The organism is Micromonospora sp. DT228, from assembly GCF_049841595.1.
Classification (GTDB): Bacteria; Actinomycetota; Actinomycetes; order Mycobacteriales; family Micromonosporaceae; genus Micromonospora.
The window spans coordinates 316865-338983 of the sequence record NZ_JBNCKO010000001.1; the positions used below are offsets into that span (position 1 = coordinate 316865).

Sequence of the window (22119 nt, forward strand, 5' to 3'; positions counted from 1 at the left end):
CGGAGTGCCGGGTCAGCGCCGCGCGGCGCGCCGCAGCCGGTCCGCCAGGCCGCGGTCGCGTACCTCGATCCGGGCATCGCCGACGAAGACGTCCATCGTTCCGGATTTGGCATCACGGAGATGCACGACGATCGGTTCGTCGGGACGTCCGGCCGCGCCGGGAGCGTTCTGCGCGGCCGACAGGCCCGGCACGGTGAGCGCGGCGGCGCCGAGAGTGGCGCTGGCCGCGGCGGTCAACGTCTGCCGGCGGGTCAGTCGCGGCCACTGCCGCTTCCGCTGATCACTGGTCATGGGCAACCTTTCCGGCGGCGGCGCGAACGCGCCCGCGGGGACGGACGGGTCCGGCGCCGTCCATCGACACCGCCGGGCCCCTGAGGGGACACCGGCGGCGGTCCTGGCCGCGACCGCCGCCGGCATCGCGTGGTACGGCCGGCGGCGGGGAAAGGTTCGACGTCAGGGGCGAACGTGACCGTACGCAGTCGACCGCTTGCGCGCCGGTCGTCCGGCGGCCTCGGCGATGGCCCGCAACTGCTCCTCCGTACGCGCGGATCCGTTGTCGGAACCGGCCATCCGGGAGATGGTCTCCTCCATCAGCGTGCCGCCCAGGTCGTTGCATCCACCCTGGAGCATCGCCACGGAGCCCTCGTCGCCGAGCTTCACCCAGGAGCACTGGATGTTGTCGATCCGACCGTGCAGCAGCAGCCGGGACATGGCGTGCACCACCCGGTTCTCCCGCCACGTGGGCCCGGGGCGAGCGATGCCGGCCAGGTAGATCGGGGCGTTCGTGTGCACGAACGGCAGGGCCACGAACTCGGTGAACCCGCCGGTGCGGTCCTGCACCCCGGCCAGCACCCGGAAGTGCGCCAGCCACTGCCCGGGGTGGTCGACGTGGCCGTACATCATCGTGGAGCTGGACCGGATGCCCAGCTCGTGGGCGGTGCTGACCACGTCGACCCAGGCGGCGGCCGGGAGCTTGCCCTTGGTCAAGACCCACCGCACGTCGTCGTCGAGGATCTCCGCGGCGGTGCCCGGGATGGTGTCCAGCCCGGCCCCGCGCAACTGCGTCAACCACTCGCGCACCGGCACGCCCGCCTTCGCGGCGGCGGTGACGATCTCCATGGGCGAGAACGCGTGCACGTGCATCTCCGGCACCCGGGCCTTGATCGCGCGCACGATGTCGGCGTACCCGGTGACCGGCATCTTCGGGTCGATGCCGCCCTGGAGGCACACCTCGCTGGCGCCGGCGGCCCACGCCTGCTCGGCCCGGTCGGCGACCTGGTCGACGGAGAGCCGGTACGCGTCGGCGTCCCGCTCACGCTGCGCGAAGGCGCAGAACCGGCAGCCCACGTAGCAGACGTTGCTGAAGTTGATGTTGCGGTTGACCACGTAGGTGACGTCGTCGCCAACCGCGTCGCGGCGGACGTCGTCGGCGAGCCGGCACAACGCGTCGAGCGCCGGCCCGTCCGCGCCGAACAGCGCCAGCGCGGCGTCGGTGTGCCGGGGATCGAGCAGCGCCGCCGGGTCGTCCGCGGCCAGCCGCAACCCGGCCGCCAGGTCGCGGTCCGCGCCGCTCCCGGCCGACACCTGGGGTACGCCCGCCCGGCGCGCCGCCGCCTCGGGGGTGACCTTGCCGGCGACCTCGGCCCAGTCGCCGTAGACGCTGTCGAAGTCACCGCGCCGGTCGTCGGTGCGGCCGGTGGTGTCGATGGTCTCGTGCAGGTCGACACGCCCGCCGAACACCTCCTCCGGCTCCTGCCAGGGACGGCCCTGCGGCCGGGCCGACTCGACCGCCATGCCGGAATCGGGATCGGCCAGCGCGTTGACGTGCGGCAGCAGCCGCGGGTCGAGCCACGGGTCACCGGCGCGCACGTACTCCGGGTAGATGGTCAGCCGCTCCCGCAGCGTGAACCCGGCCAGCTCGCTGTGCCGGGCCAACTCCTCGATCTGCGGCCACGGGCGTTCCGGGTTGACGTGGTCCGGGGTGAGCGGCGAGACGCCACCCCAGTCGTCGATGCCGGCGCGCAGCAGCAGGTCGTACTCGCCGGCGATGAGGTTCGGCGGGGCCTGGATCCGGGCCTTCGGGCCGAGCAGCAGCCGGGCCACCGCCACCGTCGCGGCCAGGTCGTGCAGCTCCGCGTCGGGCATGCCGCGCATCGCCGTGTCCGGCTTGGCGCGGAAGTTCTGCACGATCACCTCCTGGAGGTGGCCGTACTCCCGGTGGGCCCGGCGGATCGCGAAGAGCGCGTCCACCCGCTCGGCCGGCGTCTCGCCGATGCCGATCAGGATGCCTGTGGTGAAGGGCACCCCGACCCGGCCGGCGTCCTCGAGCACGCGTAGCCGGACCGCCGGCTCCTTGTCCGGTGAGCCGTAGTGCGGGCCACCCGGCTCGGACCAGAGCCGGGTCGCGGTGGTCTCCAACATCATGCCCATGCTCGGGGCGACCGGCTTGAGCCGTTGCAGCTCCGACCAGGACAGCACGCCGGGATTGAGGTGCGGCAGCAGCCCGGTCTCCTCCAGCACGGCAACCGCGCAGGCCCGCAGGTAGTCCAGTGTGGAGTCGTAGCCGCGCTCGTCGAGCCAGCTCCGGGCCGCCGGCCAGCGCTCCTCCGGCCGGTCACCAAGCGTGAAGAGGGCCTCCTTGCAGCCCTGGGCGGCACCGGCGCGCGCGATGGCGAGCACCTCGTCGCGGTCCAGGAACGGCGCCGGCAGCCGGTGCGGCACGGTGGCGAACGTGCAGTAGTGGCAGCGGTCCCGGCACAGCCGGGTCAGGGGGATGAAAACCTTCTTCGAGTACGTGACCACGCCCGGCCGCCCGGCGTCGCGAAGCCCGGCGTCGCGGATCCCACCGGCAACCCGGAGCAACTCGGCGAGGGCGTCCCCCCGGGCCGACAGCAGGGCGGTCGCCTCGTCGAGATCCAGCGCCCGCCCGGTCGCGGCCCGGGCCAGGGCCCGCCGCACGCTAGCGTCACTCGGGCCAGATTGGGTGCGATCAACCATCCGCTCAGCCTATGCGCAGCGCGAGCCCGCCCTGCCAGTCCCGGCCCGCACCGTGAGAAACGGCCCACCTCGGCTCGGGTACGCGATGCTGCGGCGGGGTGACCTCGTCAGTGATCTCGCTCCCCGGCACCTCTGATCTCGCTGGCCGGCACCTCGGCGATCCGCCAACACGATGATCAGGTGACGAAAAGTAGGTGGCCGGACCGCTGCCGACCTACTTCTCATCACCTGATCATGGAGTCACCCGGAGAGGCCGAGTCAGCGGGGCTGGTCGGGCTTGATGTGCTGGGTACGGTCCTCGTCCGGGTCGGCGGGGCGACGGATCGCCTGCGTCGGGTCGGCGGCGGCTGGGTCGGCGGGGCGACGGATCGCCTGCGTGGGGTCGGCGGCGGCCGCGTCAGCGGGGCGGGGAATCGCCTGCGTCGGCTCGGCGGACTGGCGCGGGATGGCCTGCGTGGGGTCGGCCGACGGCGGCTGCCCGAACGGCGGCCCGGCCGGGGCTGACGGTGCGGGGTTTACCGGCGGGGCGGACTGCGCAAACGGCGGGGCCGACTGCGGAGCGGCCTGGAACGGCGGGGCCGACTGCGGAGCGGCCTGGAACGGCGGCGCGGACTGCGGAGCGGCCTGGAACGGCGGCGCGGACTGCGGGGCGGCCTGGAACGGCGGCGCGGACTGCGGGTGCGGCGGGGCCGACTGCGGGGCCTGGAACGGCGGGGAGGGCTGGGCGTACTGGCCGGCGAACTGATCCGCCGGGTAACCACCGGGCTGGCCCGGAGCGGGCCACCCGCCCTGCGGCTGGCCAGCGGGCTGCCCCGGGGTCGGCCAGCCACCCTGCTGCTGCGGCCAACCCGGCTGCTGCGGTTGGCCGTAGACGCCCGGCTGCGGCTTGGGCCGCGGCACGTAGTAGTGGGCACGCCAGATGGTGTAGACGACCCAGGCGGCGACCGCGAAGATCACCATCCAGGCGAACCGGGTGAGCACACCGAGGAGCGCGTCGAGCACCTCGCCCTCGGCCAGCTGGCCCACCGTCCAGATCAGCAGGGTCAGCGTGCCGAAGATCGCGCTGACCCCGTACTCACCGAGGGCCACCTGCGTGATCAGCTTGGCCTTCGGCACCACCGGTGAGATGTGCGTGGCCAGCAGCACGGCCAGCAGCGGGAGACCCACCGCCGCCAGCCCGACGAACGTTCCGAAGGCACTGCCCGAACGATCGGTGAAGGAGCCGTCCGGGGCGATCCACCGGAGCAGGCCCACGAAGAGGAACACGGCGTTGGCGCCGAGCAACGCGAGCGCGGCGAGTTCGCGTAGTGGCTTGGTCAGCTGACGGGCCTGCGCCGCGTCGGCGGACGCGGGCTCAGCGGGGCTGGTCACGAGCTCCCCCTCGGGGCATGAGCGGACAGGGCGCACGTGAGCCTAGTCTCGTGGGCCACCGACGGATCGGAGGCATCACGTGCGCGAGGATGGTCGTCATGCACATCGTGGTTCTGACCGGCGGCATCGGCGGCGCCCGGTTCCTGCTCGGCGTCCGGGCGTACGCCCGCGAACTGGGCGCGGAGGTGACCGCCGTGGTCAACGTCGGCGACGACCTGTGGCTACACGGGTTGAAGATCTGCCCCGACCTGGACAGCGTCATGTACACGCTCGGCGGCGGCGCGGACCCGGAGCGGGGCTGGGGTCGGGTCGGCGAGAGCTGGACGGTCAAGGGTGAGCTGGCCGCGTACGGGGCACAGCCGGACTGGTTCGGCCTCGGCGACAAGGACATCGCCACCCACCTGGTCCGCACCACAATGCTCAACGGCGGTTACCCGCTGAGCGCGGTCACCGAGGCGCTGTCCACCCGGTGGCAGCCGGGCGTACGCCTGCTGCCGGCGACCGACGACCGCCTGGAGACCCACGCGGTGGTGGAGGACGAGCAGGGGCAGCGGGCGATCCACTTCCAGGAGTGGTGGGTCCGGCACCGGGCCGACATCCGCACCCACCGTTTCGTCTTCGTCGGTGCGGAGACGGCGAAGCCGGCAGCCGGGGTGCTCGACGCGATCGGCTCTGCCGACCTGGTGTTGGTCGCTCCCAGCAACCCGGTGGTGAGCGTCGCGCCGGTGCTGGCCGTACCGGGGCTTCGGGAGGCGGTGGCGGGCGGCCCGGCGCCGGTGGTGGGTGTCGCACCGATCATCGGCGGCGCGCCGGTGCGCGGGATGGCCGACCGCTGTCTCGCCGTGCTGGGTGTCGAGTGCAGCGCCGCCGGGGTGGGCCGCCTCTACGGGGGCCGGTCGGACGGCGGCCTGCTGGACGGTTGGCTGGTGGCCGACGAGGACGCCGGCGCTGTGGTGCCGGGGGTGACGGTCCGCGCGATGCCGCTGCGGATGACCGACGAGGCGGCGACGGCGGCCATGGTCCGCGCCGCGGTGGAGTTGACGTGAGGCTGGAGATCATGCCGGTGCTCGGCATCGGCCACGTGACCGAGGGTGACGACCTGGCGGCGATGATCGCCACCGCCGCGCCGTGGCTGCGCGACGGGGACGTGCTCGTGGTGACCAGCAAGATCGTCTCGAAGTCCGAGGGGCGGCTTGTCGACGTCCCGGCCGACGGGCCCGAGCGGCTGGCCGCCCGGGACGAGATCCTGGCCGGTGAGACCGCCCGGGTGGTCGCCAGCCGGGGGCCGACCCGGATCGTGCAGACCCATCACGGTTTCGTGATGGCCTCCGCGGGGATCGACGCGTCGAACGTGGACAAGACCCAGCTCGTGCTGCTGCCGGTCGACCCGGACGCGTCGGCACGGGCGCTCCGTGACGCGCTGCGGGAGCGCTACGACCTGGACGTGGCCGTGGTCATCACCGACACCATGGGCCGCCCCTGGCGCAACGGGCTCACCGACGTGGCGCTGGGCGTGGCCGGGATGTCGGCCATCCGCGACCACCGGGGCGAGGTAGATCCGTACGGCAACGAGCTTCAGTTGACCCAGATGGCAGTGGTGGACGAACTGGCCGCCGCCGGCGAGCTGATCAAGGGCAAGTGCGATCAGGTCCCCGTCGCGGTCGTGCGGGGCTACCTCGCCGCCACCACCCCGGACGACGCCGGTGGCGCGCGGGCGCTGATCCGCGACGCGGCACAGGACCTCTTCGCGCTCGGCACCGCCGAGGCCCGCGCCGCCGGGCTCGCCGACGCCGCCACCCTGGCCGACGGTCCAGGACCCACCCCGGCCGACCTGACCGCCGTACGACGGGCGATCGACGCGATCGCCGGGGTGGTCGCCCCCGGCACGGTCTTCACACTTGTCGACGAGGCCGAGGTACGCGCCGGACTTGTCGCCGAGATGCCCGGCTGGCCGGACGGGGCCGCCCTGCTGCTCGGCTCGCCCCCGACACCCGTCGACCCGATCGGCCTGGTTCGCTTCGGCGCCGACCTGCACCGGCTGCGCGTCGCCCTGGCCGCCCAGGGCGTCGGGTCGACCCTGTTGCCGCCACCACCCGGCAGCCCAGCAAGCGCGGCGCTCGCGCTCTGAGACACGGCCGGGTCGCCCGTCCCGGCGAGCGCGGCGCTCGCGCTCTGAGACACGGCCGGGTCGCCCGTCCCGGCGAGCGCGGCGCTCGCGCTCGGAGACACGGCCGGGTCGCCCGTCCCGGCGAGCGCGGCGCTCGCGCTCGGAGACACGGCCGGGTCGCCCGTCCCAGGCGGCCCGGCGTGCTCGTGTGGTGACCTGCGGCGGGTCAGGCGTCCAGCATGGCTCGGCCGAGCGGGGTCAACGTGTGCAGCACGCTGTTGCGGTCCCGGTGGCTGACCAGCAGGCCGGCGTTGCGCAGCACCGTGGCGTGTTGGCTCGCCGCCGCCGGTGAGATGTTGAGCCGGCGGGCGACTTCGCCGGTGGTGCAGCCGTCGTCGCTGGCCTGCAACACCGCAGCCCTGGTGCGGCCCAGCAGCGCGGCGAGCGAGTCGCGGGGGGCAACGGACCGGGCCGCCCCGGTGCCGTCGACCGACGCCAGCCCGCCCAGCCGGTCCACCCGGTAGACGAGCACCGGCGGCAGGGCCGGGTCGAGCAGGGCGACAGGCGTGTCCGCACAGAAGAACGACGGCACCAGCAGCAGCCCTCGACCGTCCAGGTGCAGCTCGCGGCTGTGGGGGTAGTTGCGGATCTCCAACACCCCGCCGTCCCAGCGCATCGCCGGCCGGAGGCTGGTGAGCAGGCCCTCGACACCACCGTCGAGGAGGGCCCTGGCCCGGTGCGCCCGGTCCGCCTCGACCGCCGACTGGATCCGGCTCCAGTACGGGTTGATCGCCAACGATCGGTAGTGAACCATCGAATCGGTGAGGTGGTGCAGCGCCGCCACCTCACCGCGGGCCAGCGCGGCGGCCGAGGGTGGCAGCCGGTTCTCGGTGGCGAGGACGCTCAGGTCTCGCTGCAGCAGCCCGGTCGGGGTGCTGCGGAGCGCGTCCAACCCGGCCTCGAAGCCGTCGACGCTGGCGTACGGGGTGAGAAAGTCCGGGAAGTAGCCGCGTGGTGGGCTCAACGCGAAGAGTAACCGGAGCTGATCGGAGGCGACGTCCTGACGCAGCCCTCGGGACACGGTGCGCCGCCAATGCGCCGTCAACGGGTCGCGGTTGCGGCTCTGCAACGCGTGCAGGCTGAGGACCAGCTCCCAGACCGGGTCCGCCGCCGGCGCCACCCGGGTCCGGAGGATGTCCTCCCCGGAAAAGTGGATCTTCAGCATGGAGCGCTCCAGTGTCGCCAGCAGGGGGATGCCGGGTGACAGTTTGACTCTACCCGGACGGCACTAATCTCCATCTTTAAGCCAGGACTGAAAAACCTCGACGTCGCGGAAGCGTTTCGACATGCTTCCAGTGCCCGAACACCGTGCCGGCGTGTCCTCGATGCGCCGGCTCAGGGCACCGGGTCTGGGGAGGCCCCGGTGATCGGGCGGCACCACGAGGGTCTGCGGCCCTTGCTCCGCAGAGGTGCCGTCCGGTCATCCAGCCTCGCCGCCGCACCCGCTCGGCTCAACCAACCCAGAGCGCGACCCGGTGATCCTCGTCCGTGACGTAGAACGGTCGCCCGTCCAGCTCGGCCACCCCCTCCACGTGGTGGAACGGCGCCAGGTCCCGCACCGGCTCCCCGACCAACCGGCACACGTCGTCGGACGCGGGGGCCGGAAGCCGGAAGCGGACGTGCCGAGACGTGACCTCACCGCCGCCCGGGTGGTCGTCGAGCAGCACCGACCCCTTGCCCAGCGCGTCGATCGAGCCGATCACGGCCGCGTACCCGCCGTCCGGGGTCGGGGTGATCGCGCGGAACCCGGTCAGCTTTCCCGGCGGGGTGACACCGGTCAACGCGTACGCGCGCAACGCCACCGGCCACGCCGGCTCGGCCGCGAACATGCCCGGCACACCGGCGACCTCCACCAGGATCGGCTCACCGGCATCGGTGACCGGGAACCGCAGCCCGAGCAGCACGGTCCCGGCCGGGGTGAAGGCGGCCGCCTCCACGTTCAACGGCAGGTCGTCCGCGGCCAACCGGCTCACCCAGCGCTTCTCCCGGGCGGTCCCCCGCGCCAGCGTCTCCACGATGAACCGCGCCCGCACCCGGTCCCCCGGCGGCAACAGGGTCAACGGCGACCGGGCGAGGGCATCGTTCACCGCCCGGTGCAGCCGGAACGAGTTGCGCACCACGTGCACCGACACCGACCCGGCCGCCGCGTCGTCCTCCCGGAAGCGGGCCACGAAGGCGCGCCGGGGACGCAGCGGGCCAGCCTTCGAGCCGAAGTGGGAGCCGAAGACGTACACCCAGCCGTCGTGCTGGGCGAGCGCCTCACCGTCCTCGGTACGCCCGTTCTCCGCACCGGCGTCCGCCAGCACGTGCCGGGCCGTCCACTCGCCGTCATCCCCCTGCAGGAGCAACGCCAGGCAGCGCTCCACCGGCCCCTCGTCCAGCACCGTCCAGAAGCCCCGCCGGGCGCCGTACGCGCGCAGCAGCGCCACCGACCGCACCGGCAGCAGATCGCTTGCCTCGTTGCCGGCTACCACGAATTCGACGAGTCGCAGGGTCACCGGGCCAGCGTACGGAGCGCCCGCTCGTACAGTGTCGGGGTGCCCGACACCCCGATCACCGCCCACCCTGCCGACCCCGAGGCGTACGCGCCACTGCACGCCGACGCGATCTCGCTGCTCGAAGGCTGGCAGCCGACCAGCCCGGCCGCCTCCACCGCGCGGGACCGGTCCCTCGCCCTGCTCGCGGCCGGACCGATCGCGATGAGCCGACAACACCGCCCCGGGCACATCACCGCGAGCACGCTGGTGCTGGACGCCACCGGCTCGCGGGTGCTGCTCTGCCTGCACGTCAAGTTCGGCCGTTGGGTGCAGCTCGGCGGGCACTGCGAGCCGGTCGACCAGACCCTGGTGGCCGCCGCGCTTCGCGAGGCCACCGAGGAGTCCGGAATCGCCGGCCTGCGCATCGACCCGGTGCCGATCGACGTCGACGTGCACGAGGTGCTCTGCCAGGGCGGCTCACGCCACTACGACGTCCGGTTCGCCGTGGTCGCGCCGCCCGGCGCGGTGGAGCAGATCAGCGACGAGGCCGAGGAGCTGGGCTGGTTTTCGCCTGACGACCTGCCCGAGCCGTTGGCCGGCGGGACCGTGCAACTCGTCGCGCCGGCCCTCGCGGCTCTCAGACGTAGCCCTCTTCGCCGCGCGCCTTGAGCTCGTCGACCAGGGCCTTGACGCCCTGGGCCCGGTCGCGCGGGCAGACCAGCACCGCGTCCGGGGTGTCCACCACGATCAGGTCGCGCAGCCCGAGGACCGCCACCAACCGACCGGACTGCGGCACCACCACCAGGTTGGCGCTGTCCCGCAGGAGCACCCCGGGCTTGGCGTCGGTGCCGAGCACCACGTTGCCCGCCTCGTCGGCCGGCAGCACCTCACCCAGGGTGTGGAAGTCGCCGACGTCGTTCCACCCGAAGTCGCCCGGCACGGTCGCCACCCGACCCGCGGTGGCCGCGCCCTCCATCACCGCGTAGTCGACGGAGATCTTCGGCAGGGTCGGCCAGATCGCCCCGAGCACCTCGTCCTGCTCGGGAGTGCCCCAGGCGGCGGCGATCGCAGCGACGCCAGCGTGCAACGCCGGCTGCTGGCGGGCCAGCTCGGCGAGGAAGACATCCACCCGCCACACGAACATGCTCGCGTTCCACAGGTGCCGGCCGGAACGGACGTACGCCTCGGCGACCTCGGCGTCCGGCTTCTCCTTGAACTCGGTCACCGGCCGCCACGGAGCGCCGTCGGTCTCCTCGCCGGTCTCCAGGTAGCCGTAGCCGGTCTCCGGACGCGTCGGGGTGATCCCGACCGTCATCAGCATCCCCTGCTCGGCTCCCCGGACCGCCTCCTGGACCGTGCGCACCCAGCTCCCCGGGTCGCCGATCAGGTGGTCGGCCGCGAAGCTGCCCATCACCGCCTCCGGATCGCGTACCGCGATCACCGCGGCGGCCAGCGCGATCGCCGCGCAGGAGTCCCGGGGGGACGGCTCGACCAGGATGTTCTCCTCCGGCAGACCGGTCAGCTGCCGGGCCACCGCCGCGACGTGCGCGGCGCCGGTGACCACCAGGGTCCGGTCCGGTGTGGTCAGCGGCGCGAGCCGCTCCACGGTCGCCTGCAGCAGCGAGGAGCTGGTGCCGGTCAGGGGGTGGAGGAACTTGGGGTGGCCGGCGCGGGACAACGGCCACAACCTCGTGCCGCTGCCACCTGCCGGAATGACCGCATAAAGCATCCGCACATCATGCCCGACGTACCTGCTGGCAGTGGCACGGGTCACCACCAGCGGCCCGGGGTCAGGAACGGGCGCGACTCCACGCGGCGATGTGCACCTCGGCGCTGGACTCCCAGGTGAACTCCTTGGCCCTGTCGAAACCCGCCTTCGCCAACGACAACCGCCGCTGCTCGTCGTCGAGCAGCGCGGCCAGGTCGGCGCCGATCTGCTCCGCGTCCTCCGAGGTGTACGCGACCGCGTCGCCGCCCACCTCGGGCAGCGAGAGCCGGGGCGTGGTCAGCACCGGGGCGGCGCACGCCATGGCCTCCAGGATCGGCAGCCCGAACCCCTCGCCGTAGGACGGATAGGCGGCGACCAGTGCGCCACCGAGGAAGCCGGGCAGGTCGGCGTAGCGCAGGTAGCCGGGGCGCAGCAGGCGCAGGTGTGACGGGACCTCGGCCACCGCCCGGTCGATGTCGTCGTCGTGCCCCTGCCCACCGGCGATCACGAGGGCCGGCGGCTCGGCCCGGTCGGACACCGCGCGTGCCCAACCACGGATCAGGTTGGGCACGTTCTTGCGCGGCTCCTTGGCGCCGAGGAAGGCGACATAGCTGCTGTTGCCGAGCCCCAGCCGGGCGCGGACGCGGGCCTTCTCCTCTTCGGTGGGGGCGTGGAAGGCCGCCTGGTCGACACCGTGGTAGGCCACGTCGATCCGTGTCGGGTCGGCGTCGAGCAGCCGGATCAGCTCGTCTCGGGTGGCCTTGCTGGGCACGATCACCCGGTTGGCGCGGCGCAGCGAGGTCTTGATGGCGCTGCGGAAGAACGTGCGGCGGGACTTGTCGTAGTGCTCCGGCTCGGTGAAGAACGTCGCGTCGTGCACGGTGACCGTGACCGGACACCCGGCCCGCAGCGGGCAGGTGTAGAAGGGTGAGTGCAGCACGTCGGCGCTCACCTGCTGGGCGAGCAGCGGCAGGCCGGTCTGCTCCCACGCGAGCCGGGCCGGGCGGTGCGCCACGGCGGCCGGAGCGGGGATGATCTCCGCGCCGGGCAGCATCCGGGTGTAACGCTCCAGGTCGGTGCGGAGGCTGACCACCGCCAGCTCCACCCCCGACCCGCACACCTTGCCGAGGGCACCGAGCAGACCATCGACGTATCGACCGACGCCACCACGGTCGGTGGGGACACTCGTGGCGTCGATGAGCACGCGGGGCGGGCGACCGGCGGTCACGGGGCGACTCCTTGCACTGGCGGGTCTGTGGGGAACAACACTCCGGGGGTCAAGCCTACGCCGGAGCGCGGGGCCGACGCTGACTGCGACCCGACGGTACGCCGAGTTGTCATCGTCATCGAGTACGGGCCGCAGGGGCGTAAAGTTCGCGCCGATGGCCGACAACATTGCCCGGGTGTTCGCCGACGCGATCGCGACCGACCCGACCCGACCGCTCCTCACCTGGTACGACGATGCCAGTGGTGACCGCACCGAACTCTCCGGCGCCACCCTGGCGAACTGGGTGGCGAAGACCGCGAACCTTCTCGTCGACGAGGTCGGCCTCGCGCCGGGCACCCCGGCCGGGGTGCTGCTGCCGCCGCACTGGCAGACCGCTGCGGTGCTGCTGGGCTGCTGGTCGACCAAATTGAGCGTCCTCGACACGCCCGGCGACGTCGACGTGCTCTTCGCCGCCGCCGACCGGCTCGACGAGGCGCAGTCCTGGTCGGCCGACGAGCGGTACGCCCTCGGGCTGGCCCCGATGGCCGCCCCGCTGCGGCAGGTGCCACCGGGGTTCGCCGACTACGTGGTCGAGGTACGCCGGCACGGCGACCACTTCAACCCGCAGTCGGGGCCGGGCCCCACCGACGAGCACCTGCTGGCCCGCGCCGAGGCCCGCGCTGCGGAGTTGGGCATCGAGCCCGGCACGCGGGTCCTCGTCGACGCCGCCCGCTACCCGGACCCGGTCGACTGGCTGCTGGCCCCCCTGACCCGAGCCGCGACAGTGGTCCTCTGCGCCAACCTCGACCCAGCCCGCCTGGCGAGCCGCCAAACCACGGAGAAGGTCACCCAAGCCCTCCCGTAACCCCAACCCCGCCCCCAACCCCGCCCCCAACCCCAACCCCAACCCCAACCCCAACCCCAACCCCGCCCCGCCCCGCCCCGCCCCGCCCCGCCCCGGCGATCTTGCACTTTCTGTCGCCAGAACGCGTGGAAATGCCCCTTATGATGGGACAGAAAGTGCAAGATCGCGTGGGGTGGCCAGGCCAGGCCAGGCCCGGCGCGGGACGGGTCAGGTCGTGGCTCGGCGTTGGGCCAGGGCGGCGAAGGCCGTGAGGGACTCGGGGTTGGCCAGGGCGCCCTTGGCAGCGGCCTGGTCGACAGGGGTGCCGGTCAGGATCTTCTTGACCGGGACCTCCAGCTTCTTCGCCGACAGGGTGCGGGGCACCGCGCGTACCTGGTGGATCTCGTCGGGTACGTGCCGGGGCGACAGGGCGGTGCGCAGCTCGCGGCAGATCGTCTTCCGCAGGTCGTCGTCGAGTGCCAGGCCATCGGCAAGCACCACGAAGAGCAGCAGCTCACCGGTGCCGCCATCGTCGTCCTCCAGGTGTACGACGACCGAGTCGACCACCTCGTCCAAGCCCTCGACGACCGAGTAGAACTCGGCGGTGCCCAACCGCACCCCGCCCCGGTTGAGGGTGGCGTCGGAGCGACCGGTGATCACACAACCGCCCCGCTCGTTGATGGTGATCCAGTCCCCGTGCCGCCAGACGCCCGGGTAGACGTCGAAGTACGCCTCGGAGTAACGCACGCCGTCCGGGTCGTTCCAGAAACCCACGGGCATGCTCGGCATCGGCTCGGTGATCACCAGCTCGCCCAACTCGCCGAGCACCGGGGTGCCGTCGGCCGAACGTGCCTCCACCTTCGCGCCCAACGCCCGGCAGGCGATCTCGCCGGCGTACACCGGCAGGAGCGGCACCCCGCCCACGAAGCCGGTGCACACGTCGGTGCCGCCGGAGAGCGACTGGAGCTGCACCCGGTCGCTCACCGTCTCGTACACCCAGTGGAAGCCCTCGGCGGGCAGCGGCGCACCGGTCGAGCCGACGCCGCGCAGCGCGGACAGGTCGGCGACCTCGCGGGGCACCAGCTGAGCCTTGCGGCAGGCCAGCAGGAACGGCGCCGAGGTGCCGAAGTACGTGGTGCCGGTCTCCGCCGCCAGCCGCCACAGCCCACCGAGGTCGGGCTCAGCCGGCCGGCCGGGCTCAGCCCGGACCGCCGGATTGCCGTCGAAGAGCACGATCGTCGCGCCCACCGCCGGCCCGGAGACCAGGAAGTTCCACATCATCCAGCCGGTGGTGGTGAACCAGAAGAACCTGTCGGCCGGGCCCAGGTCGTGATGCAGGGCGAGCATCTTCAGGTGCTCCAGCAGGATGCCGCCGTGACCGTGCACGATCGGCTTCGGCAGGCCCGTGGTGCCCGAGGAGTAGAGCACGTACAGCGGGTGGTCGAACGGCACCGGCGTGAACGTCAACGGCTCGTCGGTGGGCGCGGCCAGCTCGTCCCAGCCCAGCGCATCCGGTGCCACGGCCGACGGGTCGAGGTAGCCGATGCCGACGGTGTGCCGCAGCGACGGCAGGGCGGCCCGGATCGCGGCGACCTCGGCGCGCCGGTCCACCGCCTTGTCGCCGTACCGGTAGCCGTCCACGGCGACAAGCACTGTCGGTTCGATCTGCTGCCAGCGGTCGGTGACGCTGCGGGTGCCGAACTCCGGCGCGCAGGACGAGAAGATCGCGCCCAGGCTGGCGGTGGCCAGCAGGAGGACGTACGTCTCGCCGATGTTCGGGGCGTACGCCGCCACCCGGTCCCCGGCAGTGACGCCGAGCCGGCGCAGCCCGGCCGACACCCGGCGGACCTGCTCGCGCAACTCCCCGGCGGTCAGCGTGACCGGCGCGCGGGTCTGCCCGTGCGCGATCACCACCGGGTCGTCGTCGGCGCGTCCCGGCATCCGCAGCACGTTCTCCGCGTAGTTGAGCGTGGCACCGGGGAACCACCTCGCGCCGGGCATGCTCCGCTCGGCCAGGGTGGCGGTCGGCGGGGTGTGCGCGACAACCTCGAAATGGTCCCAGATCGAGCGCCAGAACCCGTCCAGGTCGGTGGTGGACCAGCGCCACAGCGCGTCGTAGTCGGCGAAGTCCAACCCGCGGTGCTCCCGCAGCCAGCGCAGGTAGCCACCGATCCGGGACCGTTCCCGTACGTCCGCCGGCGGCGTCCACAGCATGTCACCCACTGCTCCACCCTCCCCTGGCCCGGCACGACTCTGTGCCTGGGCCGTGGCGCCATCTTGCCCTACCTCGAAGCGCCATTCTGCGCACCGGGTACGGCAACCGATGCGTGCCCACCCCACACTCCAACCCGGCACCTCATGTGGGTCAGCCGGCGCGGTGGGCCTGGATGGCGCGGCGGCGGGCGAGGCGGTGCGCGCGACGGATCTCGGCCTCCTTGTACCGGCGCTCGTCCTCCGCCGTCTCCGGCAGCACCGGACGGACCACCCGAGGGGCCCCGCCGACGTCCACGCCGACGAAGACGAGGTACGCGGTGGCCACCCGGACCGGAGCGTCCTCGGCCGAGTCCCACCGCTCGGCGACCACCCGCACGCCCACCTCCATCGAGGTCTGACCGGTCCAGTTCACCTGCGCGTGCGCGTGCACCAGATCGCCGACCCGGACCGCCTCGGAGAAGACGATCTCGTCGATCGCCGCGGTCACGGCCGTTCCGCCGCTGTGCCGGGCGGCAGCGGCACCCGCCACGTCGTCGACGAACTTCATCAGAACCCCGCCGTGCACGGTGCCGTAGAGGTTCACGTCCACCGCAGTCATGATCTTGCTGAGAGTGACGCGCGAGTACGACGTCGGCTTGCCGATCGGAGCGGCGGAGAGGTGCTCAGTCATGTCGAAAACGGTACGGTGCGCGGATGCGACATCTCTGGAGCTTCCTCGCCGGGCTGGTGGTGGCGCCCATCACCTGGGTGCTCGTCACACTGGGGCAGGACGGGTCGAGCCGGACGGTCGACCGCTGGGTGGAGACCGGCACGTTCAACACCGCCAACCTGATCGAGCCAGCCGTGTACCTCGGTGTCGGCGGCGTCCTGCTGGGCCTGCTCGGCACGCTGCGCTTCTCGCCGCTCGGTCCGCTGGTGGCCGGGTTGCTGCTGGTCACCCCGTACATCGGGATGCTGACGGCACCCTTCGCGGTACGCGACGCGATCCCGCACGGGTGGAAGGTGGCCGGCGATCCGTTGCCGCTGCGGCTGCCCGTGGAGAACGGCACACTCTTCCTGATCGGCCTGCTGCTGCTGATGGCGACCTTCAGCCTGCAGCGTTGGCGGCAGTGGCCGCGCCCGGCCACCGAGCCGGCCGTGGCGCCGGTGCCCACGCCGGGCGCCGGCCCCCGCGACGACGACTTCACGCTCACCGACTGGCCGTCCCCCACCCCCGCGGAGCGCGACACCGCGCCGCTCACTCTGGGTTACCCGACCGAGCCGACACCCACCGAGCCGTTGCCGCGCCGGGTGGGTGGCGAGTCGCCGTGGTCCGCCCCACCGCGCGGCCAGCCGCGCCCGGAGGACAACACCACGGAGATTCGCTGATCGTCGGGCGGGCCGGGCAACCGGCCCGCCCTCCTGCTTCTAGTGCAGGGCGACCTTCTAGTGCAGGGCGACCGCCAGGTCCGGGTCGACAGTGCCGAGGCCGGCGCGGGGCACGACGAGGACCATGACGACAAGCGCGGCGGCCATGCCGCCCGCGATGACGATCGCCATCGGTACGCTCCCGGTGCCGAACAGGCCCGCGAGTGGCGCCGAGAGCGCGCCGACACCGAACTGCACGGCGCCGAGCAGCGCCGCGGCGGTGCCAGCGGCTTCGCTGTGCCGGCTCATGGCCAGCGCCGGCGCGTTCGGCAGGGCGAGGCCGGCGGCGGCCAGGACCAGCCACAGCGAGGCGAGCAGGGTGCCCAGGCCACCGATGCCGGTCGCCGCGAACATGACGAGCAGCAGGCCGGCCGCCGTTCCGGCGATCAGGGCGCTGACCAGGATCTGCTGCGGGGTGTAGCGGCGCAACAGCCGCACGTTGAACTGGGTGGCCCCGATCAGGCCCACCGCGCCGGCCCCGAAGGCGATGCCGAACTGCTGCTCGTCGAGGCCGTACTCCCGCTGGAGCACGAACGACGATCCCGAGACGTACGCGAACAGGGCCGCCATCGCCAGCCCGGCGACGAGCACCAGCCCGACGAACGCCCGGTCGTTGAGCAGCCCCCGGTAGTCGCGCAGGGTCGCACCGATTCCTCCGTGCCGCCGACGCGCCACCGGGAGGGTCTCCGGGAGCCGGAGCGCGGCCACGACGATCAGCAGCGCGCCCAGCACCGCCAACGCCGCGAAGACGCCCCGCCAGTCGGTCCAGCTCAGCAGGCCACTGCCAAGCGTCGGCGCGAGGATGGGCGCCAGGCCCATGACGAGCATCAGCCGGGAGAAGATCCGGGCGAACGAGGCGCCGCTGAACAGGTCGCGGACCACTGCCGTCGCGACCACTGTGGCGGCGGCGACACCGAGCCCCTGGAGTACGCGCAGCCCGCCGAGCACCTCGATGTTGGGTGCGAAGACGCACAGGACGGAGGCCACGATGTGCGCGGCCAGCCCGGCGAGCAGCGGCACCCGCCGCCCGACCACGTCGGAGAGCGGCCCGATCAGCAGTTGGCCCAGCGCGAGGCCGACAAGCGTGCCGGTGAGCGTCAACTGCACGGCGGTCTCGGTGGTCTGCAACCCTGCCGTGATGGCGGGGAGGGCGGGCAGGTACATGTCGATGGTCAACGGCCCGATGGCGATCAACGCACCCAGCACGAGGACGAGTTGCACACGCTGACGGTTGGTCATCAGGTCACCGGGCAGCACCTCGGCGGTCGCGCCCGGTGGTGCCGCGGGGGTGACCGGTCCGGTCTGGTCCACCAACTGTTTCATCATCTCGATCTCTCTGCGGAAGCTTGTACGTCGTCACGGCGTCAGCGCGTCCGCAACTGCCCGGGCGTGTGTCGGCAACGCCCGGAACCCGGAGGACGTTCCCGCTGTGGGGGGTGTCACGCCGCGTCGGCCCGACCCCAGCGCGGCCGAGATGTGACCGGGGTCACTGTCGGGTCAGAACCGGAGGGGAGGGTCGCGTCGTCTTGCCTGTCGTGAGACGAAGTCTGGACGGACTGGACGAGGGCGAGTTGCTCCGCCGCGTCGCCCGCGGCGACCGGCGTGCCTTCGACGCACTGTACCGGCGTACCGCCCCGTGGCTGACCACTCGGCTGCGTCGGCGGTGCGCCGACGAGGACGTGGTGGCCGAGGTGTTGCAGGAGACGTACCTGGCGGTGTGGCGGTCGGCCGGGAGCCAGGCGCAGTCCTCGGGCTCCGGCAGCGCGGTGGGTTGGTTGTGGACGATCGCCGCGCACCGGCTCGTCGACGCGTTCCGTCACCGGGCCCGACGGGAGCGGATCCCGTCGGTGCAGACCTACGACACCGTGTCTCCGGCGGCCGAGGAAGAGGCGCTCGCCGGTGGGTTGGACGCCAACCTGGAGCGGGCCCTGCAGGCGCTGCCGGCGGAGCTGCGTCAGGTGCTGCGCGCGATGGTCCTCGACGGATTGACCGTGCGGGAGACCTCACTGCTGCTCGGCATGCCCGAAGGAACCGTGAAGACCCGCGCGCGGCGGGCCCGGATCGCGCTGCGGGAGGCGCTGTCATGACCACTCATCCCACCAAAACCATGATCTCCGAGTACGCCTCCGGCGGTCTCGGCGTCGACGACACGACCACCTGGGCGGTCGAGGCGCACCTGGAGTCCTGCGCCGCCTGCCGGGCCGTCCTCGCCGACGTGACCGATCCCGCCACCCGCGACCTGCTGGACCGGGTGGCCGACGGCATCGCCACCGGGATCGCCGGCGGCCCGGGACCGGTGCGCCGGCGGCGGCTGCGGCGTACCGGGGTCGCCGCCCGCGTCCTGCCGTGGCTGGCCACCGCCGCCGGCCTGATGCTCGTCGCGGTGCTGTTCGAGCGGACCTTCCACAGCCTGCCGTCGCTGGTGCTGCTCGTCGCGCCGATGGCACCGCTGCTGCCGGTGGCCGCGCTGTGGAGCCGGCGACTCGATCCGGCCTGGGAACTGCTGGCCACCATGCCACGTACCGGGTTGGCGCTGCTGCTGCGCCGCACGTTGGCGGTCCTGGTGGCCGTCATCCCGGTGTTGGCCGTGGCCGGGTGGGGCACCGGGCACTCCCCGAGTCTCTGGCTGTTGCCGGCGCTGGGCTTCACCGCCGGCGCGTTGGCGCTGGGCGGGCTGGTGGGGGTGGACCGGGCCGCCGCCGTACTTGCTCTCACCTGGTCCGCGGGTGTGGTGGCACCGAGCCTGGCCGGCGGGCGACTCCCGGCCGTCCTCGCGGACAGCAGCTCGCCCTGGTGGGCCGTCGGCACCGTGGCGCTGGTGGCCGTGGTGCTCGTCCGGGCCCGACGACGTCCGCTCGGAGGACTTCCCCGAACGTCCTGACCAGACACGACACCACGAATCAACTACCGAATGGAGAAGTAATGATGCGTATGGTCAGTGCGGCGGAGACCCGACCGTCCACGCATCCGTGGGCGGTGCACACCGAGAAGTTGCAGGTCCGAGCCGGACGACACCTGGCGGTCAACGGACTGAGCCTGGCGTTGGGCACCGGCGTGCACGGCTTGCTCGGCCCCAACGGCGCCGGCAAGACGACATTGATGCGAGCCCTCGCCACCGTGGTGCAGCCCGCCGGTGGCCGGCTGAGCCTGCTCGGCGAGGACATCACCGCCAAGGCGGACCTCCGTCGGGTCCGCCGTGGCCTCGGATACCTGCCGCAGCACTTCGGCTTCTACCCGCGCTTCACCGTCCGGGAGTTCGTCGAATACATGGCCTGGCTCAAGGAGATGCCGAAGACGGTCATCCCGGGCGCGGTGCAACGGGCCGTCGAACGGGTCGGCCTCGCCGACCGCGCCGACTCCCGGATGAAGACGCTCTCCGGCGGAATGCTGCGCCGTGCCGGCATCGCCCAGGCGATCGTCAACGACCCGGAGGTGCTGCTGCTCGACGAGCCGACGGTCGGCCTGGACCCGGAGCAGCGCCTCGACTTCCGCGAGCTGTTGCGTGAGATCGGTCTGGACAGCTGCGTGCTCGTCTCCACCCACCTGGTCGAGGACGTCGCGGTGGCCTGCACCGACGTGGTGCTGGTCCACGAGGGTCGCCTGGTGTGGCAGGGCACCACCGGGCAACTGGCCCAGCAGGGCGGCGCGGGCGACGCGGGCGACAGCGCCACCGAGCGTGGCTACTCGGCGCTGCTGCGCTCCCACCGTGGGCAGGTGCCGGCATGATCGGGCGCATCCTCCGCATCGAGCTACGCCGGTCGGCGGCCCTGGGCGTCGCACTGCTGTTGCTGGCCACCGGCGTGCCGATGCTGATCACGTCCACCGACTTCTTCACCGGCCGGTGGATGCAACTGGCGGTCATCGCGCGGTCGATGCTCGTGCTCCTGCTGCCGCTGGCGCTCGCCGGTGGGGCGTGGCTGGGTCGGCGCGACGCCCGTCACCGGGTCGGCGAGTTGTTCACCAGCACCGCCCGACCCCGGTGGCACCGCACCACGGTGACGGCCGGCGCGCTCGCGATCACGGTGGTGGCCGCGTACATCCTGGTGTGTCTCGTCGCGGCCGGTTGGGTGGTGCCGACGGCGCGTTACTTCCCGGGCGCCACAATTGTCGTCGCCGCCGTCGGTGTTCCGGCCCTGATCGCCGCCGGCTGGCTGGGCATGGCCGCCGGTCGGGCCGTGCCCCGGGTGATCACCGCACCCGTCGTCGCGGTGGTCGGGTTCGCCCTGCTCGGGCTCGTCCCCGAACTCCTGGCGCAGCCCGACCCCGACACGGCGGTCATCCGGCCCGAACCTGCGGCGCTGCTGCTCATCCCGGTCATCAACGAGCTCGACGACTTCCAGACGATCATGCCGCGGGTCAGCGCGCTCCAGACGTTGTGGCTGGTGGCGCTCGCCGCCACCGGACTGCTGCTGCTGGGCACGGTCCGCCGCCGAGCCACCGCGCTGGCCGTCCTCCCGGCGGTGCTCGGCGCCGCGGTGGCCGTACCGCTCCTGCCCATCGGCGGCACACGCGGGGCGGCGGTCGTCGACCCGGCCGCCATCGAGCTGGTCTGCGACAACGCCGGCCCGCAGGTCTGCGTGACGCGGGTGCACGCCGAACTGCTGCCCGACGTCGTCGGCCCTGCCCGCCAGGCCCTCGCCATGATGGCGGCCAAGCTGCCCAACGCACCCGTCCGAGCGGTGCAGACCCAACAGGTCACCTTCTGGGCGCGGCTGGATCCGCGAGTGGCACCGGCACCGCACTCCGCCGACACGATCGTCTTCGACACCCCCTCGTTCGACCGCCTCGGACGCGCCGGCCTGACCGACGACTACTTCCTGCCGTCCCTGCTCGAGGCCGCCTGGCGGCAGGAGTGCGCCGACCAGTCGGTGGAGGGCGACGAGTACCGGGCGCGGATCGTCGCCGCCGCCTGGCTGACCGGTCGACCACCGGCCCCGAGCGGATGGGACCCCGCAGAGGTGGAGCGGCTGGTGAGCACGTACCAGGCGCTGGTGAGTCTGCCGGAGGCCGAGCAACGACGTCGGATGGCAGCGGCACGCGAGGCGGCGCTGGCCTGCCAGGGCGACGGCCTCGCGGCGGCCCTGCCCGAGGGCCAGCCGTGAGGTGGCTTCAGCTCTACCTACGCTCCCGCCGGGTCCCCCTCGCGCTGACCACCGCGACCGCGCTCATCGCGGTGGCGTGGGCACTGTCGCTGGCCTACACCGACTCGACGACCATCAACATCCGCACGGCCAGCCTCGTCATCATGCTGGCGGTGGTCGCGGTCGGCACCACCCTCAGCGGTGCCGACGACGCCCTCGACCGCACCGCGTCGGTCAACTGGCAGCTGCGACGCGCCGGGCATCTGCTGCTCGCCGTCGCCACGATCACCGCCCTGCTGGCCCTCAGCACGGTCACCGACGCGCACTACGAACCGTTCAGCCTGACGCTGCGCAACACCGCGGGGCTCCTCGGGCTCACCGCCCTCGGCGCCGCCCTGTTCGGTGCCGCCCTGTCGTGGATCTGCCCGCTGACCTGGACCCTCATCGCGGTCCTGCCGCTGATGGGTCCGAGCGGGGACCTGCGGGTGCAGATCGCCGGCTGGCTGATCCAACCCGCCGGCACCACCGCCGCCACGGTCTGCGCCAGCACCCTGGCGGTGGCCGGTCTGCTCGCGTACACCCTGCGGGGCTGCCCCCTGCGACCCGCCAGCGAAGCCGCCCTCGACCAGTAACGCACCGTCGACGC

General features: G+C 72.9%; 20 protein-coding genes. 10 read left to right on the forward strand and 10 right to left on the reverse strand.

Translation table 11 applies throughout. The annotated features are described in order from the left end of the window. Positions 1 to 12: 12 nt before the first annotated feature. The 3 genes from ACLQ29_RS01395 to ACLQ29_RS01405 form a co-directional block, all read right to left on the reverse strand. The gene (locus ACLQ29_RS01395; RefSeq protein WP_393366627.1) at positions 13 to 291 is read right to left on the reverse strand and encodes a hypothetical protein; all 279 of its coding nucleotides are present in this window, start codon (positions 289 to 291) and stop codon (positions 13 to 15) included. Between the two features lie 162 nt (positions 292 to 453). After that, on the reverse strand, positions 454 to 2997 hold the full coding sequence (locus tag ACLQ29_RS01400; protein ID WP_425769847.1) for a bifunctional FO biosynthesis protein CofGH: 2544 nt from the start codon (positions 2995 to 2997) through the stop codon (positions 454 to 456). A gap of 258 nt (positions 2998 to 3255) precedes the next feature. Then, complete coding sequence (locus tag ACLQ29_RS01405) at positions 3256 to 4368, reverse strand: hypothetical protein (RefSeq protein WP_425769848.1); 1113 nt, start codon at positions 4366 to 4368, stop codon at positions 3256 to 3258. A 98-nt stretch (positions 4369 to 4466) separates the two neighbouring features. Between ACLQ29_RS01405 and cofD the strand changes: the two genes are divergently transcribed. Then, positions 4467 to 5414: a 2-phospho-L-lactate transferase gene (gene cofD / locus ACLQ29_RS01410; protein ID WP_425769849.1), complete on the forward strand. Its 948-nt coding sequence runs from the start codon at positions 4467 to 4469 to the stop codon at positions 5412 to 5414. Further along, on the forward strand, positions 5411 to 6496 hold the full coding sequence (locus ACLQ29_RS01415; protein ID WP_425769850.1) for a coenzyme F420-0:L-glutamate ligase: 1086 nt from the start codon (positions 5411 to 5413) through the stop codon (positions 6494 to 6496). Before cofD ends, ACLQ29_RS01415 begins: the two co-directional genes overlap by 4 nt. Positions 6497 to 6701: 205 nt before the next feature. On the opposite strand, the gene ACLQ29_RS01420 is transcribed toward ACLQ29_RS01415, so the two are convergent. Then, positions 6702 to 7700, reverse strand: coding sequence for a winged helix-turn-helix domain-containing protein (locus ACLQ29_RS01420; RefSeq protein ID WP_425769851.1), 999 nt, complete (start codon positions 7698 to 7700; stop codon positions 6702 to 6704). A gap of 286 nt (positions 7701 to 7986) precedes the next feature. After that, entirely contained in the window at positions 7987 to 9033 is a 1047-nt protein-coding gene (locus ACLQ29_RS01425; RefSeq protein ID WP_425769852.1) for a hypothetical protein, read from the reverse strand. Positions 9034 to 9087: 54 nt separating this feature from the next. On the opposite strand from ACLQ29_RS01425, the gene ACLQ29_RS01430 reads away from it, so the two are divergent. Further along, a complete protein-coding gene (locus tag ACLQ29_RS01430; RefSeq protein ID WP_425770146.1) occupies positions 9088 to 9681 on the forward strand; it encodes an NUDIX hydrolase in 594 nt (197 codons plus the stop codon). Here ACLQ29_RS01430 and ACLQ29_RS01435 read toward each other — a convergent pair. Beyond that, positions 9650 to 10741, reverse strand: a complete 1092-nt coding sequence (locus ACLQ29_RS01435) for a mannose-1-phosphate guanylyltransferase (protein ID WP_425769853.1) — start codon at positions 10739 to 10741, stop codon at positions 9650 to 9652. The two genes, ACLQ29_RS01430 and ACLQ29_RS01435, sit on opposite strands and share 32 nt — an antisense overlap. Before the next feature lie 61 nt (positions 10742 to 10802). Continuing rightward, the gene (locus ACLQ29_RS01440; RefSeq protein ID WP_425769854.1) at positions 10803 to 11948 is read right to left on the reverse strand and encodes a glycosyltransferase family 4 protein; all 1146 of its coding nucleotides are present in this window, start codon (positions 11946 to 11948) and stop codon (positions 10803 to 10805) included. A gap of 154 nt (positions 11949 to 12102) precedes the next feature. Here ACLQ29_RS01440 and ACLQ29_RS01445 point away from each other — a divergent pair, with 154 nt between their 5' ends. Then, positions 12103 to 12792, forward strand: coding sequence for a TIGR03089 family protein (locus tag ACLQ29_RS01445; RefSeq protein WP_425769855.1), 690 nt, complete (start codon positions 12103 to 12105; stop codon positions 12790 to 12792). A gap of 207 nt (positions 12793 to 12999) precedes the next feature. On the opposite strand, the gene ACLQ29_RS01450 is transcribed toward ACLQ29_RS01445, so the two are convergent. Both ACLQ29_RS01450 and ACLQ29_RS01455 read right to left on the reverse strand, forming a co-directional pair. Next, positions 13000 to 14994 carry an acetoacetate--CoA ligase gene (locus tag ACLQ29_RS01450; RefSeq protein WP_425769856.1) on the reverse strand — a complete coding sequence of 665 codons (1995 nt, stop codon included), beginning with the start codon at positions 14992 to 14994 and terminating at the stop codon, positions 13000 to 13002. A 142-nt stretch (positions 14995 to 15136) separates the two neighbouring features. After that, positions 15137 to 15655 (reverse strand): acyl-CoA thioesterase, encoded by a 519-nt coding sequence (locus ACLQ29_RS01455; protein ID WP_204943434.1) that lies wholly within the window; start codon positions 15653 to 15655, stop codon positions 15137 to 15139. Between the two features lie 23 nt (positions 15656 to 15678). Here ACLQ29_RS01455 and ACLQ29_RS01460 point away from each other — a divergent pair, with 23 nt between their 5' ends. After that, complete coding sequence (locus ACLQ29_RS01460; RefSeq protein WP_425769858.1) at positions 15679 to 16353, forward strand: hypothetical protein; 675 nt, start codon at positions 15679 to 15681, stop codon at positions 16351 to 16353. 57 nt (positions 16354 to 16410) lie between these two features. Here the strand turns inward: ACLQ29_RS01460 and ACLQ29_RS01465 are convergent, their stop codons facing one another. Beyond that, positions 16411 to 17715, reverse strand: a complete 1305-nt coding sequence (locus ACLQ29_RS01465) for a multidrug effflux MFS transporter (RefSeq protein WP_425770148.1) — start codon at positions 17713 to 17715, stop codon at positions 16411 to 16413. Between the two features lie 212 nt (positions 17716 to 17927). Between ACLQ29_RS01465 and ACLQ29_RS01470 the strand changes: the two genes are divergently transcribed. From ACLQ29_RS01470 to ACLQ29_RS01490, 5 genes are read left to right on the forward strand one after another with little or no spacing between them, the layout of a single operon-like run. Next, positions 17928 to 18479 (forward strand): RNA polymerase sigma factor, encoded by a 552-nt coding sequence (locus ACLQ29_RS01470; protein ID WP_393366606.1) that lies wholly within the window; start codon positions 17928 to 17930, stop codon positions 18477 to 18479. Further along, positions 18476 to 19273: a zf-HC2 domain-containing protein gene (locus ACLQ29_RS01475; RefSeq protein WP_425769859.1), complete on the forward strand. Its 798-nt coding sequence runs from the start codon at positions 18476 to 18478 to the stop codon at positions 19271 to 19273. The genes ACLQ29_RS01470 and ACLQ29_RS01475 overlap by 4 nt, the downstream gene beginning before the upstream one ends. Before the next feature lie 44 nt (positions 19274 to 19317). Further along, a complete protein-coding gene (locus ACLQ29_RS01480) occupies positions 19318 to 20118 on the forward strand; it encodes an ABC transporter ATP-binding protein (protein ID WP_425769860.1) in 801 nt (266 codons plus the stop codon). After that, on the forward strand, positions 20115 to 21494 hold the full coding sequence (locus ACLQ29_RS01485) for a hypothetical protein (protein WP_425769861.1): 1380 nt from the start codon (positions 20115 to 20117) through the stop codon (positions 21492 to 21494). Before ACLQ29_RS01480 ends, ACLQ29_RS01485 begins: the two co-directional genes overlap by 4 nt. Then, entirely contained in the window at positions 21491 to 22105 is a 615-nt protein-coding gene (locus ACLQ29_RS01490) for a hypothetical protein (protein ID WP_425769862.1), read from the forward strand. The genes ACLQ29_RS01485 and ACLQ29_RS01490 overlap by 4 nt, the downstream gene beginning before the upstream one ends. Positions 22106 to 22119: the final 14 nt, after the last annotated feature.

What these genes read in the sequence shown, in the direction of transcription:
- ACLQ29_RS01395 (WP_393366627.1), bottom strand. Translation starts at nt 291, where the DNA reads ATGACCAGTGATCAGCGGAAGCGGCAGTGGCCGCGACTGACCCGCCGG.
- ACLQ29_RS01400 (WP_425769847.1), bottom strand. Translation starts at nt 2,997, where the DNA reads ATGGTTGATCGCACCCAATCTGGCCCGAGTGACGCTAGCGTGCGGCGG.
- cofD (WP_425769849.1), top strand. Translation starts at nt 4,467, where the DNA reads ATGCACATCGTGGTTCTGACCGGCGGCATCGGCGGCGCCCGGTTCCTG.
- ACLQ29_RS01420 (WP_425769851.1), bottom strand. Translation starts at nt 7,700, where the DNA reads ATGCTGAAGATCCACTTTTCCGGGGAGGACATCCTCCGGACCCGGGTG.
- ACLQ29_RS01435 (WP_425769853.1), bottom strand. Translation starts at nt 10,741, where the DNA reads ATGCTTTATGCGGTCATTCCGGCAGGTGGCAGCGGCACGAGGTTGTGG.
- ACLQ29_RS01445 (WP_425769855.1), top strand. Translation starts at nt 12,103, where the DNA reads ATGGCCGACAACATTGCCCGGGTGTTCGCCGACGCGATCGCGACCGAC.
- ACLQ29_RS01455 (WP_204943434.1), bottom strand. Translation starts at nt 15,655, where the DNA reads ATGACTGAGCACCTCTCCGCCGCTCCGATCGGCAAGCCGACGTCGTAC.
- ACLQ29_RS01460 (WP_425769858.1), top strand. Translation starts at nt 15,679, where the DNA reads ATGCGACATCTCTGGAGCTTCCTCGCCGGGCTGGTGGTGGCGCCCATC.
- ACLQ29_RS01465 (WP_425770148.1), bottom strand. Translation starts at nt 17,715, where the DNA reads ATGAAACAGTTGGTGGACCAGACCGGACCGGTCACCCCCGCGGCACCA.
- ACLQ29_RS01475 (WP_425769859.1), top strand. Translation starts at nt 18,476, where the DNA reads ATGACCACTCATCCCACCAAAACCATGATCTCCGAGTACGCCTCCGGC.
- ACLQ29_RS01480 (WP_425769860.1), top strand. Translation starts at nt 19,318, where the DNA reads ATGCGTATGGTCAGTGCGGCGGAGACCCGACCGTCCACGCATCCGTGG.
- ACLQ29_RS01485 (WP_425769861.1), top strand. Translation starts at nt 20,115, where the DNA reads ATGATCGGGCGCATCCTCCGCATCGAGCTACGCCGGTCGGCGGCCCTG.